This is a genomic window from Facklamia miroungae (genome assembly GCF_012396555.1).
GTDB lineage: Bacteria > Bacillota > Bacilli > Lactobacillales > Aerococcaceae > Facklamia > Facklamia miroungae.
The window spans coordinates 119,366-138,124 of sequence record NZ_JAAXPS010000004.1; the positions used below are offsets into that span (position 1 = coordinate 119,366).

Genomic DNA, 18,759 nt, shown 5'->3' on the forward strand with positions numbered 1-18,759 from the left:
TCCTTAAACAAGAGTTAAGATAATAAAGTAAGGTGTTCAGCAATTGGACCTAAAACTAAAACAGGTAAGAATGTTAAGGCCGCAAATATATAAACAACCATTACTAATATGAAAGCAAATGAAATAGTAGTGGTTTGTAAACTTCCTGAAGACTGATTAATAAACGGTTTATGCATTAAAGATCCGGCAATTGCGAGTTGAATAATAATTGATAAGTAACGACCAAAGAACATGACTATCCCTGTGGTTAGATTCCAAAAAAGGGTATTATCGCCTAAACCTTCAAAACCTGATCCATTATTAGCAGTAGCTGAAGAAAATTCATAAAGAATTTGAGATAGTCCGTGATATCCAGGATTAGAAATTGCCTCTCTGCCCCAATTTGTACCAATAGCTAAGGCAGTAAAACTAAGAATTAATAGAGGATGAATGATAATGCAAAGAGCGGTTAGTTTCATCTCGCGTCCTTCAATTTTTTTGCCGAGGTACTCTGGGGTACGGCCAATCATTAAACCACAAATAAAGACGGAAAGAATGGCATATAGAACCATATTCATTAAACCAACACCTTTTCCGCCGAAAACGACATTTAACATCATATGTAATAAAGGAACCAAACCACCTAAAGGCGTTAGTGTATCATGCATATTATTAACAGTCCCTGTCGTAAAGGAAGTTGTAGTAGTGGTAAACAAGGCAGATTGGGCGATTCCAAACCGAAGCTCTTTTCCTTCCATGTTTCCCATGGCTTGATCTAATCCCAATCGGGCTAGGACGGGATTCCCTTGACTTTCAGCCCAGAAACAAAGAACTAAACCTAATGTGAATAGAATACCCATGGCAGTAAAAAGACTAAATCCTTGTTTACCAAATGCTCTATGAATGAAGGATGGTTTAACAGTTTGGTTGATAGGATTTATTTGATTGGTTGATTTGTTTTCGCTTACCATTTTTCCAAATGTAATAACACAAGCGCCTGGTAATAGCATCATGGAATAGAGTTCAATTAAGTTTGAGATAAGAGTTGGATTTTCAATTGGAGTAGCTGAATTGGCCCCTAAGAATCCTCCACCGTTCGTACCTAAGTGTTTAATTATTTCTAAAGCGGCCACCGGTCCCATTGCAATCACTTGTTTGCTTCCTTCCAATGTGTCTACTATTAAATTACCACTGAAATTTTGTGGCACTCCTTGCCAAACAAGTAACAAGCCACCGAGTATTGAAAAGGGGATCAAAATACGGGTAGTAATTCGAACCATATCGACATAGTAGTTACCCATATTATCTTTGGAATGACCTGCTAGTCCACGAATAAACGCTATACAAGCGGCATAACCACTAGCAGCAGAGACAAACATCATGAAAATTATAACCGTCATTTGTGATAAATAAGAGAGTCCGTTTTCACCAGCATAATGCTGTAAATTGGTATTTGTCATAAAACTGATAACCGTATTAAAAGAAAGCGACGGTTCCATTCCTTCAATTTGATTGGGATTAAAAATTGCCATACCCTGAATTCTCAAAATAAGATAGGTTAATAAAATCATGACTGCGTTTGTTTTAATTAAATTTACAGCATAACTTTTCCAATTCATGGAAGTATGAGGAGAGATGCCTGCCAATTTATAAATCCATCGATCGACGTAGTCAAAGACAGGATCAGCGAATGTCTTTTTTTGACTTGCAATACGGTACAGATAATTGCCTACCGGAATGACCAGCAGCAAATAAATGAATAAGGTAGCTATCATTTGCCACATTTTAAATTCCTCCTAATCGTTAGAACTTTTCTGGATTGACCAGAGCATAAATGAGATAAACAAAAAGTAAGATAATAATAACAATAAGAGCGATCAATTGAATTCCTCCTTAATCTAACCGATTAATTTGCCTTTGACACCAATTAATAAGTTGGATTAGGACAAATGTAGAAAATGTTAGAATGATAATCATTAAAAGATCATACATGAGAATTCCTCCTTAATATTTTACATTTATTAGTTTACTGCAAAGGTTATAAAGGTGATCTTAGTGCTTGGTCGATGAGATTAAGATTGTATAAAGGTCCTGTATAAGAAATCTGTACAATAAAGAAAAAAGTAATTTCAGAAAGGTGGTTGCTAACCTCATGCTAACCATCCAATCAAAAATTACTTTTTATCAGGTGAATATCAAGTATATCAATTTATCGTTTAATCATACGGTAACCAACACCAATATGCGTTTGAATATAAGCAGGATCAGAAGGATTTTCCTCTATTTTCTTTCTTAAAGTTGCCATAAAGACTCTTAATGAGGGAATATCTGCCTCGAAGCTACTGCCCCACACTTCTTTTAAAATATAATTATGTGTAAGAACTTTCCCAGTATTTTTAGCTAATACGGTGAGCAATTTATATTCAATAGGGGTTAAATGAATTTCCTCTTCATTCAGATAGGCACATCCAGCAACGTAATCAATTTTTAAATCGCCATTTTGATAGTGAGTGACTGGTGCTTGAGAATTACTATCTTCTGTTTGACTTCTTCTTAGGGCGACACGTAAACGGGCGAGAAACTCTTCAATACTAAATGGTTTAGTGAGATAATCATCGGCACCTGCATCGAGAGCCTCAACTTTATCAAGATCTTCGCTACGAGCACTTACAACAATTATCGGTACTTTACTCCACCCTCTCACCTTGCGTATAATTTCGATGCCGTCCATGTCAGGTAGTCCTAAGTCAAGAATAATGACATCGGCATTATAGGAAACAGCATCTAAAAGAGCTTCGGCCCCTGTTTTTGCAGTATGATATTGGTATGCTTGAGTGTCTAGGGTAGTACGTATCAAGTTAGTGATAGCAGGATCATCTTCGATAACTAAAATTTTAGGTTTAATCATTTTTTATGTGAACCTCCTCTAAAGGCAAAGTAAATGAAAAAATGGTTCCATTAGGTTGATTATCCTCAACCCCGATCTCACCTCCATGTGCTTCAATAATCGACTTGCATAAACTTAAGCCAAGACCTAAGCCCCGCCGGCTATCTGATTGGCCTAGATCAGCCGTGTAAAACATATCAAACAAATGAATCTTTGCTTGATCAGAAATGCCAGGTCCATCATCAGCAAGTTCAATTTGAACCAGATTGTCAACTTTTTTGGCAGATAAAATAATGGATGAACCGGACTGTGTATATTTAATTGCATTATTAATTAAATTGACGAGGACTTGAACAATTAAGCGTGCATCCATTTTTGCCACCAATAATTCATCCGTTAACTTAACTGAAAAATGATGATCTGAGATATTCCGATCAATGTGGGTAATGGCTTCATGAACAACATCTTCAATTAATTCTGCATTCAGAGTAATATTCATTGTTCCATTATCAAGTTTAGTGATGGAAAGGAGATTTTCTGTCAAATTAATGAGCCACATCGCATCATCATAAATACTACTATATAGATTTTGTTTTTTCTTCTCTTCTAATTGAAGGGTTTGATCCATTAAAACCGAGGCATTACCACTGATACTAGTCAAAGGCGTACGTAAATCATGCGAAATTGATCTTAGAAGATTGGAGCGTAATCTTTCTCTTTGTGTTTCAATCTCAATCGCTTGTTTTTCTTCTATTAAATGACGTCGCTCAAGCATTAAACCACAATCATTTAAAATGGACACGATTAGGTTTTTTTCGAAAACACTCAGAACGGGATAATACTTTATTGGGATACCAATTATACCCAGGGCTTCTTGACTACCACGAACCGCCATATAGAGGTTTTGGGCATGGGATAAAGTATTAGTTGTTGCGCCCGCGTGTTTGTTATTCTTAATCACCCAATTAGCGATAGCTAACTCATCTTGGTTGAGGGGTCCAATTATTTTCCCAAGGCCTGGTTGGTTTGTTTCAGAAAATTGTAAAGTAGATTCATTCTGGGTCAAAGCATAGAGAATAGGACGATTAATTAATTCAGCTATTTGACTAGCTGCAATCTGAATAATTTCAAATTCATGCTGTCCGTCGGCTAATTTTTGGTTACTATTCATAATAATTTCCATATGGTAAGCTCTTTGGGCAGATTGCTGGGCTTGTTTTTTGACTCGGGTTGCGAGTGAGCTAGAAAGAACACTAGCGACAAGCATAATCAGAAAAGTAACCGGGTAATCGGGAGCGTAAGCTTCTAAAGTAAATCGAGGAACAGTGAAGAAATAATTAAAGGAAATGACACTGAAAAGAGAGGCTAAGACCCCATACCAATGGCCTCGGGTCCAGACAGCTGTTAAGAGAACAGCTAGAATATAGACTGTGATAATATTTGCTTCCCGGAGTCCAACTTGGTAAAAACCAAAACTGATCAAGGTGGCTATAATATTCAGTCCAATTACTTTTACAAAGTCTTTCCAACTAAATTCTTGTTTAGTATTGCTGAATAATTTGAAGGATTGTCTTTGACGTGGTTGATCATCAGGAATAATGTAGATGTCTATATTGTCTACTAATTTATTTAATTTATCAGTCAAGGTTTTATGGCGCGTGAAGATGCGACCACTTTTATTATTTCTTCCCAAAACAATCTTGGTAATGCCACTAACTTTAACGTACTCTGCTATTTGAAAAGCAGGATCATCCCCATAAACTGTTGAAATTTGAGCACCTAATTGTTCAGCTAGACGCAAGTTATTTCTAAGTTGTTTTAGTTCTTCGGCTTTCAACGGTTTGTGATCAGAATCTTCAACATAAAGGGCAGTAAAATGGCTATGAAAGGCTTCCGCCATTCGAGCGGCGGTTCGAATGACTTTAGCATTACTCGGTGAGCTTGATATACAAACTAAAATATGATCGCTTGCGATATTGCTAAGAGGATTGCCTTGTTTTTGAGCGTGACGACTGAGATGATCCGCTGTTCGACGCATAGCAAGTTCTCTTAAAGCTCTTAAATTGTCACGTGAGAAAAAATGATTCAATGCCCTTGAAGCTTGTTCTTTTTTATAAATTTTCCCCATTTTCAAGCGTAAGATTAAGTCATCCGGTTCGATATCAATTAATTCAATTTGATCGGCTGCATCAAAGACGGAATCAGGAATCCTTTCATTAACTGCCACGTTGGTAACGGTGTCTACAACGTCTTTTAAAGACTCTAAGTGTTGAATATTCATAGTCGTGTAAACATCAATTCCAGCTCGCAGTAGTTCTTCGACATCTTGATAACGTTTGGTATGGCGGGACCCTTCAGCATTACTATGGGCTAACTCATCGACTAAAATAAGTTGCGGTTTGCGGTTTAACGCACCATCTAAGTCAAATTCTTTTAATGACAATCCACGGTAGGTTATCTCAATAGGCGACAAGCTTTCCAAACCATCCATTAATTTTAGCGTATCTGGACGGGTGTGCTGTTCAATATATCCAATGATAACATCAACACCTTGTTCTTTAGCGGAGTGAGCAGCTTGTAACATACTGTATGTTTTACCTACTCCGGCGGCATAGCCACAAAAGATTTTTAAGTGCCCTGGTTGGATATCGTTTATTGAATTATTTAATTGATAGCTAGCCTTTAAGTCTTGAACCATTTTTTCACCTACTTTCTTTATTCTCCTTATTATTTTACTTGATCTAGTGTTTTTAAAATATAAAAACTCTTTGAGCGGTATTAAGATTGTATAAAGATTCGGTCTTTATTTAATTTTAATACTGATCACGGTCCTTTAACACTATCTTATTAGCTGATAACTTATACTGAGTGTAGCTAATAGTAAAAAGGAGGTTGTTTAAAGTGAATCACTATCTATCAAACTATCCAAGACAGTCATCCTATTATCATAGAATGGATGGAATTAATTTTTCGAAGCGATTGAACATTCACTTTGCATTTATTATACAACTTGAGAAGAGCATGATCGCTTATTTAAAAACGCACCCCTTAATTTTAATATTTTTTATGGTAATTGGAATGCCGCTATGTATATTGTTAGCTGTCGCCACGGTTACAACTATTTTTTCTTTATTATATCTGTTTATCTTATAAAATTTATAAAGAGCTAGGGACTAAAGAGATAAGTCCCTATTTTTAATGGTATTCTTAAAGAATTACTTTTATGTTTTTTTAAATTGGAGTCCATCAGGATCATAAAGTAGTTTTTCAAGCGGACTTCAATTTTAAAAATCTATGTTTGATAAATTTTCTTTATAGGCCTGTTTGAAAAATAGATAGTGCTAACATTAAGTATGAACAATATAGTTTTCATTATATAATTAATTGCCTTATTTAGAATTGGATTCCATAAGTAAACTTATCGTATTAATGAAACTGAGTGTTATAATATAGTTAGCAAAGTTCTTTAAATTTTAGGAAAGGAAGCGATGTATGGATACAAAAAAAATTGAGGCAGTAATAAACAATTTTTATAAAGCTGTCTACTCAAACAATCGACAAGCGTTTTATGGAATGCTGGCCAACTCCTTTAAAGATCGAGTCAGTTTAGAAGAATTTAATCGCTACCGTCAATATCGCATGATCGATATTGGTCGACTTGAAAAAGTTGAAAAAATTCAAGAGGATGTCGATAAAATTCTAGTAACTTGCAAAATAAAAATTCGCGAAAACACAGTGACTCATGTTTATCATTTGATTGAAGAAAGGGGAGAATATTATCTAATACCAGATTCCTTTATGTTTGCTAAATAAATCAAGTAGAAAGGAAAGAATAGTATGAAAAAATTGATTAAGTTGCTGGTTACATTTTTGCTTACTTTAACGCTATTGGTACCATCTAGCCTTTCAATTTATGCTCAAACTTTATCAATGGAGGATACCCACTTAAGTTTAACTGAGAAAAAATCTTTAGACTTTGAAGTTGATTTCAAAGAAGAAATATCTTTAGACCAACTAAGTTTTAGTTTAGGTGACAAGCCTTTGAGTGAATGGAAAGCTTTCAATATGGAGACCGAAGCTTACGACTTAAAGCCTTGGATTCGGGTAGAAGATTTATCCATAGATGGTAATGTATTAAAAGGTAAATTAGTTAACTCGCTTCCTTATGGATTGGATGCGACTGATTTAAGACCTTATCCACGTTGGACTTTCGAAGAATTGTTAGGCACTTATCCTTTAGTTGTAAAGGATGAAGGTAGTGGGGCAAAAGCCTCAATCGATATTGAGATCCAGAATTATACTGGATTTCATAAATACGAAGAAATACAACCTGATTTGGACGCATTAATTGCGGCAGGAAATGAAAAAGGAGATCGTTTCTTTAAATATGAGTCGATTGGGCAGACGGATGAAGGACGAGAAATTCCCATGGTGATCGTAGCAAAAAATGAAGAAACCATTGATCATTATTTAAACAACACGCTGACCGAAGCTTTAAATGATCCTGCTAAACTAAGTGAAAAAATTGCACAAGACGACCCGACATCTTACCAAGTTCCAATTTTCATTAATAATACACATCCCGATGAATCACCAGGGATAGATGCTCAAATTGATTTGTTAAAAGACCTTTCCACTAAGGAGGAATTTATTTTTAATGGTCAGGAAAAAGATAGCTTGGAGAGATTAAAAGTAAGCGATGTGTTAGATAATTTTATTCTTATTTTCTGTGTAACATTAAATCCCGATGGTAAAGCTGAAAACCAAAGGGAAAATTCTCATAAGTTGGATATTAATCGAGATAATATCTACCAGACGCAAGCTGAAACAAAAGCTATGTCTGCAACTTTAGCGAAATATAATCCGTTAACTTTTATTGATTTACATGGATTTGTTCCGGAATTTCTTATTGAACCCACTACTCCTCCTCATGAACCAAATTTTGAGTATGATCTGCTCATGGGCGGCGAGATGGATCCTGATACTAAGGATGTTGTTGATGATAAACCAGGTGCGATAGGACATGCCAGAGCCATGGGAGATGTGGGTATTGCTAACTCTGACTATACGTCCTATATTATTCCAATGTTTGACTATGGAGATGGTTGGGATGATGCTTTCTTAGGGTATACGGCTGTATTCTCGCTTATTCATGGAGCGTTGGGTCATACAGTTGAAATTCCAGCTCAAAACCAACAATCCCTTTTAGCTGCTAAGCATGCCGTTTTAGGTTCCATAAAGTATGTTCTCGATAATAAAACCGTCCTCTATCAAAATCAATTAGAAATCTTTAGACGGGGTATTGAAAATGAAGATAATAAGGCTGTGGACTCGTGGCTTGTAAAGGCTGATGGGTCAGTTGGTGGGCGCCCTAGAGGAGAAAATGATAATTTCTTCCCAGATTACTATATTTTACCAATGGATAAAAGCCTACAAAAAAATGTTAATGAAGTTTATGATATGATCAGCTATTTCCTACGTAATGGTGTGAAGGTCTATCAATCTGACATAGAAGTGACATATAAGGATATTACTTATCCTGCTGGATCCATTGTGATTCCAATGAATCAAGCTAAACGTTCTCTTGCAAACGTATCCCTTTATCAAGGGACTGATGAATCTGATTGGGGAGCTATGTATGCAGAAATAGTCTTAAATTACCCTAAACTTCATGGCTTTGATAGTGTTGAAGTTAGACAAGCCGATCTTTTTGCAGATAAATTAACTGAAATAACAGAACCTTTATCAAAACCTGCCACAGATCAAAATATTGAATCGGATCAAGTTGTTATAAAGGCTAATAATAATGATGCTTTGATATTAGTCAATAAGATGTTAGCTGATGGAAAAGAAATACAAATTGTGAATGAGTCTAGTGACGAAATTGCAATGGGTGATTACTTGGCTAATACAGAAGACATGAAAGGTTATCTTGAAGGCCTTTTAGTAAACCTGGTAGAAAGCCCAGATTCAATTAAAGCGACTAAAGTAGAACCACCGAAGATCTATTTAACACCATCAAGCTCCAACTATGCCGAACTTGCTGATGAAACACGTTTTGTACTCAATCAATTAGGCTTTACCATTGTTGAAGATATTAAAGACGCTAACGTAGTAGTCGATTCATCAGGGGTATTTGAAAAAGATGCGCTTAAGGATAAGAATTATATTGGAATTGGTTCAATGGCCTTACAAGCAGTTAAGGATCAAGCACTTTATCCTTTAGAGATTCAAATGAATGAAGATGGTGGAGGAAATGAAGGTTTGCTCAAGGCGAATTATGACTTAACAAATCCTATTTCCGGCTCTTACCAAAGCGATGATATTGCTTATGTTTCATCAGGTAGCGTGATGAATCAGCCAAGACCTGAAGCAAAAATCTTTGCAAAAGTTGCCGATGATGATGATTTTTATCTTGAAGGTTGGTGGCCAGGACATGATTTTGTTCAGGGGCAAGTCTTAGGGTTTGCTGATTCAATGGAAGATCAAAATTTTGTGTTCTTCTCAACAGATGTAACGAATAAGGCGCACACAAGATACTTATATCGTTTATTAGCCAATGCAATTTATAGTATCAACTCTGAAAACTTTATAGAGGGAGAGGGCTTAAAGGTATCTGTTCCTAAGAAGGATATTCAGGTTGAAACGACTGAAGAAACAACCGAAGAACCTCGTTAATTGAAATTACTTACTAACTAAAAGCAATCTCAATAAGTATATCAATAAAAAAGAAGATTGAATGTCAGTAATATGACATTCGATCTTCTTTTTTTATCTTTGAAGCAAAACAATATTAGCAATAAAGTGATTGAGTATTATTAATCAAACTATTTCCATAATAAAAAGCACCCTTAAAGGATGCTTTGATATGATTAATTAAAGTTTAACAATATTGGTTGCTTGGTCGCCACGTGGGCCAGCTTCTACGTCATATGTTACTGTTTGACCTTCGTCTAAAGATTTAAAGCCGTCACCTTGGATGTTAGAGAAATGTGCGAATACGTCAATTCCATCCTGGCCTTCGATAAATCCAAACCCTTTGTCTGCATTAAACCATTTTACTGTACCTGTGTTCATAATGTAAATCCTCCTGTGTGCGTCTTAAGCACTTTGTATTGCAATAACAAAATAATTAAAAAGAAGATTTTACATTGTTGAATGAAAATGACTTAATTAACTTATTTCTTTACTACAAGACACAGTATGTTCCTTATTTGATGAATTGTCAACACTTATTTTAAAATATCAAAATTAACTGTTTAAACTTGCTATCTTTTGGAGGTCACAGTACAACTGAACCTCTAATTTTTGAGGGTAGATTTTCTGACACTCTTTTTCTAACTAAATAGAGTCATTATTCTCCATATTTAATGAAGTGTTTAAGATATTTATATATAGAAAAAAAAGAATACGGTATCACTATTACAAATACTGGAAGGGTTAAAAACCTAGTTTGAATACCATAAAAATCTAAAATATAAATGATTATTAAAAAGCTACCTACGAGTAAAGTAATAGACGAAGCTCCTAATGCACCTTTTTTTTGAATTTCAATCGGTTTGTCTTTAAAATTATTCCCAGCAACTATTCCATACCATTTTCCTCTTCTAAGTTGAATACCAATGATTATTAATAAAAGACCAATAATAATTAACAAGAACACCACTAGCACTTCCTTTTATCTTTAAATTAGCAATGTGTAAAATTTTTAAAATTCAATGTTCATAAACTTTCAAGTATATGAATAGAAGTTTTGTCACTCTGAATATACAAATAATTAACTCAAGATGGCAAAATAATTTTGTCAAGTAATATATAAAGCTGATTAGTGTATATCATCAAGAAATTTTAGAAGATATAACTCTTATTTTAAGAGAGAAATATTTGTTTTAATCGCATTTTTAGTTGGTTCTGGAGTTAATTTTTCTTTTCAAAAACAAATTAGCGCTAGAAACATTGATAAATCAAAATTTCTAGCGCTAAAATTGGTGTTAGTCAACACTACCTTCCAGCAAAAGGTTAGCTTTTTCCAGAGCTTCTGACAAGCTCTAATCGCTGGTATGACAGCATTCTAATTTTTCTGTGAATGCTGCGAAATTCTAGTGATTTTTGTCAATTGTAGTTAGTTTTGAGTTAGTTTTGAGTTAGTTTCAAACTGTTTTAACTAGAAAATTAGGATATTTTGGATGTTTTTAGTAAGAAAACTGCGAGCTGGAATAAATACTAAAACAATCAACCTGATTTTAATATCGACAAGCAATCCTAGAAGCCAATACTCTATTTTCAAAATAGCATATCGGCTTCTTTGTTTCTGATCATTCAGCAAGACTAATTAATCACTATTCGTTTATTAAAACTAAATCCTTGCACAGTTCTTTATATAGCTCATAATCTTCTGTATTCAATAACTCATATTTAGAATTTGAAAGTTCAATAATATTATCAAAACGTTCTTCTTTAAAGTCAGAAGTTGAAAATCCTATAGTAGAAACTATTAATTGACTATCTTTATCTGATTCTTCAAATATATACTTTAGTAAGGTATGTTTACTATCTCTATCAAGTTCTGCATTTGCAGGGCTATCTAAAACAATTGGTAAACGTATAGCATCCGGATTAAATTTATTTTTCACTTTCAAAAGATTAAAATACCAGACAATAGTATTTATTGGTTTATTACTTCCGCCTGCGCTTATATTAGAATCAAATTTTTTAAATTTATCAGAGTCCAGTTCTTCTAAGTTAAAATGAATTTTATCATTCAACATTAATTCATAATAAGTTTCATTTATTTTCTTTTTCAATTCTAAATATTCTTTCAAAATTTTTCTCTGTTATTTTAACGATTCCTGAGCCTGTTTCAAATTGACCTGACTGTTCCCAATATCCATAATCAGCTTATCTCTGACTTCCATTAATCCTTTATGCTTCAAAACATTACTAATTTCTTTTGAATTTAATGCTAATTTATCTTCATATTTTTTTAGAGTATCTAATAATTGCTGATATTTTTTTTCTTCTTTATAGATATTAGCCTCTACTTTCAAAGATTCTTTTTCAAGTTCGTTAGCTAAGAACAAAAAGTCCTCTTCATTGTTTAAAGTATTGATTTTCAATTCAAGATTATCAGTAATAATGGAGTGACACTTGGGACAAGTATGACTGTTTATCGTCTTTTTGTCTTTATCATTTTTTCTAATTATCTTCCTTAAATTGGCTAGTTCTTGCTTAACCTCATAATTATCATTTCGTTGATTAATCAATCTATTTTTAGTAAGCTGCAATGAATGTACAATTTTTTCATATTGGTTTTTCGTGCTATCAACTTCTTGTTGTAAAACATCAAAATTGGTAGGAAAGCTAACTTTATCAACAAGTTCGTTTTCAATTTTTTCAAGCATCTTATAAAATAGCTGGCTTTAATCATTATATCGAAAGCTATTGTTTCAGTAACATCTTTGTTTTCTCAAATCCAGAAAACCTAGATATGGGAGTGATGATTGAACTGCGTGGACAAGGCTGTCGAGAATATGAATTGGTACTAGAAGAACAAGAAGAAACTTGGACGACATTCTTTTGGCGGCTTTATCAATCGAATATTTTTGGTGAAGGTCTAATAATTGACACCAAAATTACACGAATTGATTTGGCTCTGGATGAACATCTATCTCTTCTTTATCCCAATTATGATTTATTTGAATTGAAAGAAAAAGTTGAACAAGGATTAGTCGATACCACTTTTCGCAATTTTGATTTTACAGGAGGAATTGTTGTTAAGAGTGGGCAGCGGCTCAACAAAGGACTCTCTCTTTACTTTGGTTCCAGATAGTCCCCATTTTATTTAAACTTTTACCAAAAAGATTATGAACTAGCAAAAAAAGAAGAAATCTCTGTTGATATGGCTCGGCAAAAATATGGCATTAAAAATCGTTATGAAATCCGTTTAGCTGACGAAAAAGCCTATCTCTTTGTTGAGTATTTACTTTCTACAGGAGAAACAATTGAATGGATCGTTAAAGAATTAATCGATACTGCCATTAAAGTATATGATTGTGACTCAAATGGACTGCGCACTCATTACAGTCAAAATTGGCGCATGGTCATTGAAAGCATGCAAGAATTGCGATTGACCATGAAGGGTGAAAAACCAAATTATGATAACGCGTTACGCTGGCTCTCAAACTATCTTGCTCCTACGCTAAAGAAAATTTGGATTATGGATCAAACATTTGGCAAAAATGAGTTAATGTCTAGAATTCAGCAAGCAGAGCTAAAAGAAAAAGATCAAGAAGAGCTGGCAAAACTTACAACAACAATAAAAGAATTATTGATACAAGAAGAAACTCAAACAACTACTTCCTCTTCTGTAACTGTTACACAAGAAGAAGTTGAACAACTATTAGCACAATTTTTATTTAATTGAGAGGTGAAACACATGATTGAATTATATATCGAAAATCTTCATACCAATAAAGGGCGATGGTTTGAACTACCGATTGATTGGGAAGAAGTCAAAGATAAAATTGAATTAGATGATGGACAGGAACATTTAATAACAGACTACATGGCACCATTTACCCTTTCTCACTATGAGAATTTTAATGAAATGAATGAAGTTGCAGAACAACTGGATGAGCATACTGGACACCAGCAATCCACTATTTAGGGGAACTTGTTGAATACGGATTTTTCAACGATATTTTAGATGCATTTGAACAAATTGATGAAATTCAAGTCTACTCTGACTGTTACTCCTATAAAAATTATGCAGAACAATTAGTGGATGATCTTGGCTATTTAGCTGGTGTTCCTGATTTAATCAAGTGGAATATTGACTATGAGGGAATTGGTGAAGATTTACGCCAAGATGGACGCCTCTATCAAGCAAACGACAATACTATTATTGAGGTATTGTCATGAATCAGGAATATCTCAAAGACGAACTCAAAAAATATGGCTTTTTCTATTTAGAAGGACAAATTCCTGAAAGACAAGCTCGGCAATTTCTTACTGTAAAAAAACTAACTCAACGAGAAAATCTGGTTTTTATTCCTAAAAAAGAAGTCTGTTTTGAACGAATTCTTTCTAACCACACTAGTCTTTATATTGAAGGGCTAGAGCGTTATAGCGATTCCGGTGTTTATCTTGGTTATTCGTATGATTTTTACAAAGCTACCTATCTATTCAATTCTCAGCCTAGTCGTTTAAAAATTTATGGTACTCAGCTTTCTGCAAAGGAACTCCTTTATTTGGTAAAGGGGTTCCCTTTTTTAATAATCGCAAAGGAGTAATTCAATGAAATTTATCAAAGAGAAAAAGAATCATCCCCCAGCTTTACCAAAAGAAGAAAAAGCCGCTAGTATCCGAACGACTCGTACCTTCTTTCTAATCCTAACGCTTTTGTTAATCAGCAGTGGTCCCTTTGCCTTTGTTAAATCTACCCAAATGCAAAGTCTTATTCGCAAAGAACAAACTTCATTAACTGAAACGATTCAGAAAGAATTAGCAAAAAATACAAATACATCTGTTACATCAGAATTGTATAAACAGCTTCTACAGCCTTTCATCACAGCTTACATTACTATTCCTACCGAGCAGCAAGCATTTGAAAAACGTTTTAATTCACTCCAAGAGACCTATTTCATGATCACTCTAGATGAAGAAAAGAATACAGGGACTGAACGAAAACTACTCTCTTCTAATTTTTATAATCTAGTCAACGAAAATGGACAATTAGTGGCTCAATACCGTATTGCTTATGAAATCAATGCTCCAGTTACAAAAGAACGTGATGTAAAGAAAAAGGAAGGTGATAAAGAAGTCGTTATCAAAGAAAAATATATTGATTACGAAAAAAATTGAAAATCGTGTGTTGTTAAATATCCCTTTTGTGCAATTAAAAAATCAATCGTTTAAAGTGACTGCATATCCTTATTTTACTCTTGAACCTTCACTAACTTCAAAAACTGAGCAAGCAAAAATGCCTGATATTTCTCAGTACCAACAAGTCGATAACAAAGAAGAAAAAGCGGTTATCAGTTTCATCCAGTCATTCCTTGATAAATATGTATCTGCTTCATTGGAAGATATGGCATTTATGATGAAAGAACCAGAAATTCTAACAGGTAATTATCAGATAAGCAATAGCCAAATTAAACCCTTCTTCAAAGACAAACAACTCTTTGCTTTTGTTACATTTGATGTTATTGATGGTGAAACAAAAATAGGACACAAGGAAACCATGACTTTATTGTTGAAGCAACGAGAAAACACTTATTTTATTGAAACCATTCATCATTATTTAGGAGGAATTTAAATGAAACAAAAGAAAATAGTACGCTCTCCTCAGCAAAGACAACTACTAACTGTCAAACTCACAACACTATTCAATAGCCTTTTATTCTTTTTCGCTCTATCTCCTGTCGCTTATGCTGATGCAAATGCTAAAGAAGCCAGTAACTATATCTTGAATGACTGGATTGCACCAATTTTTGGGGTAGTTGTTGTTTATTTAGTCATCAAAGAATTTCTAAATTCAAAATGGATTCAAGGTTTTGCAATCCTCTTTTTTGGCGGTATCATTTACGCTGTTATTAAAGACCCTACAGGCGTTCTTAATTCACTTTCTAATCTAAAAAGCTACTTTGGGTTATAGTCATGAATATAGAAAAATAGATATTAGACTATAGAGAGCCCTTCAATGCGCCCTATATGATCAGAGAAATTGCAAAAAATGTCCACTTACCTTTTGTCGTCTATGCACAGGACTTCACTGTTGCAACAGTCAGTTTTGCGATTGTGTTTAGTACTTTGTTGATACTTTTTGGAATGAATCAATTAGTTGTTATGATTTCTCTGGCGATTCCTTACGGATTAGTACAACTATTTAATCGAGTTGAGCCAGATGGAAAGAGAGCGGATATTTTTTTGAAAGATTATTTTCTTTATCTTCTGACCTTTGTATTTGGGTATAAATCACTGTATCATGAGCAACTTCACTCATTTAAACAAGAAAAAGTAATTTATGATCGCTGTACCGTTGAACAGGTTTCCATAAAAAAAGAAGGAGAAGTAAAAAAGAATACATTAGATGTTGACCAATTGAAACAAGAAATAAAAGAGAGTGTTGTTCCAGAACTAATCTATGAATTTGAATCTTTAAATGCAAGAGAAGAAGGCTTCTATGAATTGTTTGAAACAGATAATGAAGTATTACTAATGAAGAAAACACTTTTTCGACAATTTGCAGACGGAGTTATCCCGATGTCAGAAATTCCTAAATTAAAGGAACAATATCAGTCATTAATCAAGCAATCCATTCGTAAACGAATCACTAGACTATTATAGAAAGGTGGAAAAAATGAAGTTTAAACAGCCATTTCATAAGGTTTATCATAATTTATTGCTTACTACAGAAAATGAAGTTTGGGCATATTTTACTTGCCCTAGCGACTATGTCATTGGTCAAAATAAAGAAGTTCAAGAAAAACATAAACAAAAATGGAATCAATTTTTACAAAGCTTACGCCGTTTTGAGGACTTTGAATTATTTCTAAATCCGCATTCTTACAATCTTGGTGAGCGGTTAACAGCTTTCTCCGAAAATTTTGATGAACAAGCAAAATTAATGGGTGATAGTTTAGTTGATCGAACACTTTCCGAATTAGAAAATCAACTTCGAGTTCTCACAACGGAAAAATTTTATATTGGGGTTAAACTTTCTAGTTTATCTTCTGCAACAACCGTCAAAGGAAAAGCGATGGAAGTCGTTGACTATTACGCAGGAAAGCTATTATCCCTGAATCACTATCACCTAACTGTTGATGAAGATTTTTTTAAACGATACCGTTCAATAGAATCAGAAATTTTTCAACTTGTTGGAACGATTAATGGGCGTAGACTTACTGAACAAGAAGTGCTGCAAGCCTGTCGTTATCCCTATGTACGTGGAATGAAGACTTCCTTTGATCTTGATTTTGTGGAAAATAGCAGCTATTCATTAACAGATACTATCCTTGATCCTACAGAAGAACAAGGCTTATTAAAGCTAAGAAGCTCGGAAGGAACTAGCTACATTGCTCTGCTTCCTATTCATAAATTCGCCCCTAATTTGGCATTCAATCATATAGCAGAAGTGGTGCAAAGTCTCCCCTTTCCAGTAGAATTCCGACTCAAAGGGCATTTTGAACCCTTAAAAGGTGGTAGAGGATTAAAAGGAAAGTCCTCTCGTGCTGCCAAACGATTAAAAAATAGTGCAAAAGAGACAGTTTCTATGGGCGATTCCGAAATGAAATCCAGTCGCTTTAATCGTTATGCTTTGACCGACCTAAACAATAAAATAGACTTAAGAGTCCCTGTCATTAAATGGCTGGGACTTTTTGGTGTCTTTGGACAAACACCAGAGGAATGTCGTAGTCGGATTCGTACCATCATTTCTTTATGCCAATCTCGAAATGTTGAAATAGTCAAAGGCTTAGCCGATCAAGTGTTTCTCTTCCATCAATTTTTAGCTGGTAACAAACTAGGCCCTGAAAAAAATTGGCTTCACTACACCACAGTTGAAGGAATTAGTGAAATGTTATTGAGTGTTGAAAATCGGATTGGTGATAACGTAGGAATTCCTATTGGTATAGTCTCGGAATTGAAAAACACTCGAAACTTAACACCAAAAGAAGTTGCAAAAACGAGTCGAAAACCCATTTTCTTTAATCCATCTATTGGGAACCAAAATGATATCGCCGATAAAAAAGCCAATAGTCCGCACATTGCCATCACTGGTCCCACTGGAAACGGAAAATCCTACTTGGCAAAGTTTATTTTCTTCCTTTCAGTCTTAATGAATGGTAAAGGATTGTACGTTGACCCTAAATCTGAGTTCTTCGATTGGATTATGGAGGTTATCAATCATCCACTTTATCAAGAAAAGTATCCCGACACTTGTGCTTTCATTCAACAGCACTTCCACCAAGTGAGACTTGATCCAAATAAAACCAGTAACAAAGGCGTTCTTGACCCCTTCTGTTTTATTCCTAATCGAGTAGCTGCAAAAGATATGGCGCAAGACTTATTTGAAGAGCTTTATGATTTTACTAGTGCTAGAGAGAAAAAATCAAGATTGGCAATGCTAGAAGGAATCGAAACTGTATTAAAAAGAAGAGATCAAGGCGAACGAATAGGTTTACTTCATGTAGTTGACTTCATGCTGGAAAGTACACATGAGGAGGTACGAGATACAGCCAGTTTAATCAAGAAATCAGTACAAGGTTCTATTTTAGAATTAGCTTTTAGTTATGGCGAAAATGAAGGACTAAATCTTACGAACAAGGTGACTATTTTAGAAGTTTTGGGGTTAGAAATGCCTCGTGCAGAAACACTTAGCAGTGATTACAGTGCCACACAAAGAAAATCGGTCATGTTGATGATGTCTATTGGAAAATTCTGTGAACTTTTTGGTTTACGTGACCGAGAAGAAAGCACTGTTGTTCTATTTGATGAAAGTTGGATTTTTAATTCTTCTAAAAACGGTCGTGCGATTATCAAATCCATGCGCAGAGTTGGTCGAAGTTTTAACAATACCCTGATTATTGTCACTCAATCGGTTAAAGATACAGCCGAAGAAGATGATACAGGAAACTTTGGACGAATTTTTGCTTACGATGATAAAGATGAACGAGAAGATATTCTTCATCATTTAGGATTAGAAATCACTAATGAGAATATTGAGTGGTTAAAAAATCTACCAAAATATCATTGCCTTTATTTAGATTTACGAGGACATGTTGGTAAAATGCTTGTCTACTGTCCTTATGAAGAAATCCATCAAATGCTGCAAACGGTCAAAAAAAATACAAGTGCAGATGTGGAAACAACCTTTAGCGGTTAGAAAGGAGCTG

General features: G+C 34.4%; 16 protein-coding genes and 2 pseudogenes. 10 read left to right on the forward strand and 8 right to left on the reverse strand.

Translation table 11 applies throughout. The annotated features are described in order from the left end of the window. Positions 1-14 precede the first annotated feature (14 nt). The 4 genes from kdpA to HF969_RS05620 form a co-directional block, all read right to left on the reverse strand. Entirely contained in the window at positions 15-1,763 is a 1,749-nt protein-coding gene (gene kdpA / locus HF969_RS05605) for a potassium-transporting ATPase subunit KdpA (RefSeq protein ID WP_090289805.1), read from the reverse strand. A gap of 19 nt (positions 1,764-1,782) precedes the next feature. Then, positions 1,783-1,860, reverse strand: coding sequence for a K(+)-transporting ATPase subunit F (kdpF, locus tag HF969_RS10190; protein ID WP_143406555.1), 78 nt, complete (start codon positions 1,858-1,860; stop codon positions 1,783-1,785). A 328-nt stretch (positions 1,861-2,188) separates the two neighbouring features. After that, entirely contained in the window at positions 2,189-2,887 is a 699-nt protein-coding gene (locus HF969_RS05615) for a response regulator (protein WP_090289804.1), read from the reverse strand. Beyond that, positions 2,880-5,564: a sensor histidine kinase gene (locus HF969_RS05620; RefSeq protein ID WP_090289803.1), complete on the reverse strand. Its 2,685-nt coding sequence runs from the start codon at positions 5,562-5,564 to the stop codon at positions 2,880-2,882. Before HF969_RS05620 ends, HF969_RS05615 begins: the two co-directional genes overlap by 8 nt. Positions 5,565-6,358: 794 nt before the next feature. Between HF969_RS05620 and HF969_RS05625 the strand changes: the two genes are divergently transcribed. Further along, positions 6,359-6,679 carry a hypothetical protein gene (locus HF969_RS05625; RefSeq protein ID WP_090289801.1) on the forward strand — a complete coding sequence of 107 codons (321 nt, stop codon included), beginning with the start codon at positions 6,359-6,361 and terminating at the stop codon, positions 6,677-6,679. Between the two features lie 24 nt (positions 6,680-6,703). Beyond that, the gene (locus HF969_RS05630; RefSeq protein WP_090289800.1) at positions 6,704-9,544 is read left to right on the forward strand and encodes a M14 family zinc carboxypeptidase; all 2,841 of its coding nucleotides are present in this window, start codon (positions 6,704-6,706) and stop codon (positions 9,542-9,544) included. 198 nt (positions 9,545-9,742) lie between these two features. Here HF969_RS05630 and HF969_RS05635 read toward each other — a convergent pair whose 3' ends face one another. From HF969_RS05635 to HF969_RS09865, 4 genes are all read right to left on the reverse strand, one after another. Next, the gene (locus HF969_RS05635; protein ID WP_090289799.1) at positions 9,743-9,943 is read right to left on the reverse strand and encodes a cold-shock protein; all 201 of its coding nucleotides are present in this window, start codon (positions 9,941-9,943) and stop codon (positions 9,743-9,745) included. A gap of 277 nt (positions 9,944-10,220) precedes the next feature. Beyond that, the gene (locus HF969_RS05640) at positions 10,221-10,532 is read right to left on the reverse strand and encodes a hypothetical protein (RefSeq protein WP_143406553.1); all 312 of its coding nucleotides are present in this window, start codon (positions 10,530-10,532) and stop codon (positions 10,221-10,223) included. 673 nt (positions 10,533-11,205) lie between these two features. Next, on the reverse strand, positions 11,206-11,688 hold the full coding sequence (locus HF969_RS09860) for a hypothetical protein (RefSeq protein WP_245694828.1): 483 nt from the start codon (positions 11,686-11,688) through the stop codon (positions 11,206-11,208). 12 nt (positions 11,689-11,700) lie between these two features. Next, the gene (locus HF969_RS09865; protein WP_245694827.1) at positions 11,701-12,267 is read right to left on the reverse strand and encodes a hypothetical protein; all 567 of its coding nucleotides are present in this window, start codon (positions 12,265-12,267) and stop codon (positions 11,701-11,703) included. A 2-nt stretch (positions 12,268-12,269) separates the two neighbouring features. Here HF969_RS09865 and HF969_RS05650 point away from each other — a divergent pair. From HF969_RS05650 to HF969_RS05680, 8 genes and pseudogenes are all read left to right on the forward strand, one after another. Continuing rightward, positions 12,270-13,289 (forward strand): annotated as a pseudogene (locus tag HF969_RS05650) (replication initiation factor domain-containing protein); the annotation flags it as partial. 12 nt (positions 13,290-13,301) lie between these two features. Beyond that, a complete protein-coding gene (locus HF969_RS10050; RefSeq protein WP_281241372.1) occupies positions 13,302-13,532 on the forward strand; it encodes an antirestriction protein ArdA in 231 nt (76 codons plus the stop codon). A 62-nt stretch (positions 13,533-13,594) separates the two neighbouring features. Continuing rightward, positions 13,595-13,786, forward strand: a complete 192-nt coding sequence (locus tag HF969_RS10055) for an antirestriction protein ArdA (RefSeq protein WP_281241375.1) — start codon at positions 13,595-13,597, stop codon at positions 13,784-13,786. Further along, on the forward strand, positions 13,783-14,157 hold the full coding sequence (locus HF969_RS05660; RefSeq protein ID WP_090289797.1) for a hypothetical protein: 375 nt from the start codon (positions 13,783-13,785) through the stop codon (positions 14,155-14,157). The genes HF969_RS10055 and HF969_RS05660 overlap by 4 nt, the downstream gene beginning before the upstream one ends. Positions 14,158-14,161: 4 nt before the next feature. Continuing rightward, a pseudogene (locus HF969_RS10120) lies at positions 14,162-15,182 on the forward strand (conjugal transfer protein). Further along, a complete protein-coding gene (locus HF969_RS05670; RefSeq protein ID WP_090289796.1) occupies positions 15,183-15,521 on the forward strand; it encodes a TcpD family membrane protein in 339 nt (112 codons plus the stop codon). 20 nt (positions 15,522-15,541) lie between these two features. Next, on the forward strand, positions 15,542-16,213 hold the full coding sequence (locus HF969_RS05675) for a TcpE family conjugal transfer membrane protein (RefSeq protein ID WP_281241374.1): 672 nt from the start codon (positions 15,542-15,544) through the stop codon (positions 16,211-16,213). A gap of 13 nt (positions 16,214-16,226) precedes the next feature. After that, complete coding sequence (locus HF969_RS05680) at positions 16,227-18,749, forward strand: ATP-binding protein (protein WP_090289795.1); 2,523 nt, start codon at positions 16,227-16,229, stop codon at positions 18,747-18,749. Positions 18,750-18,759: the final 10 nt, after the last annotated feature.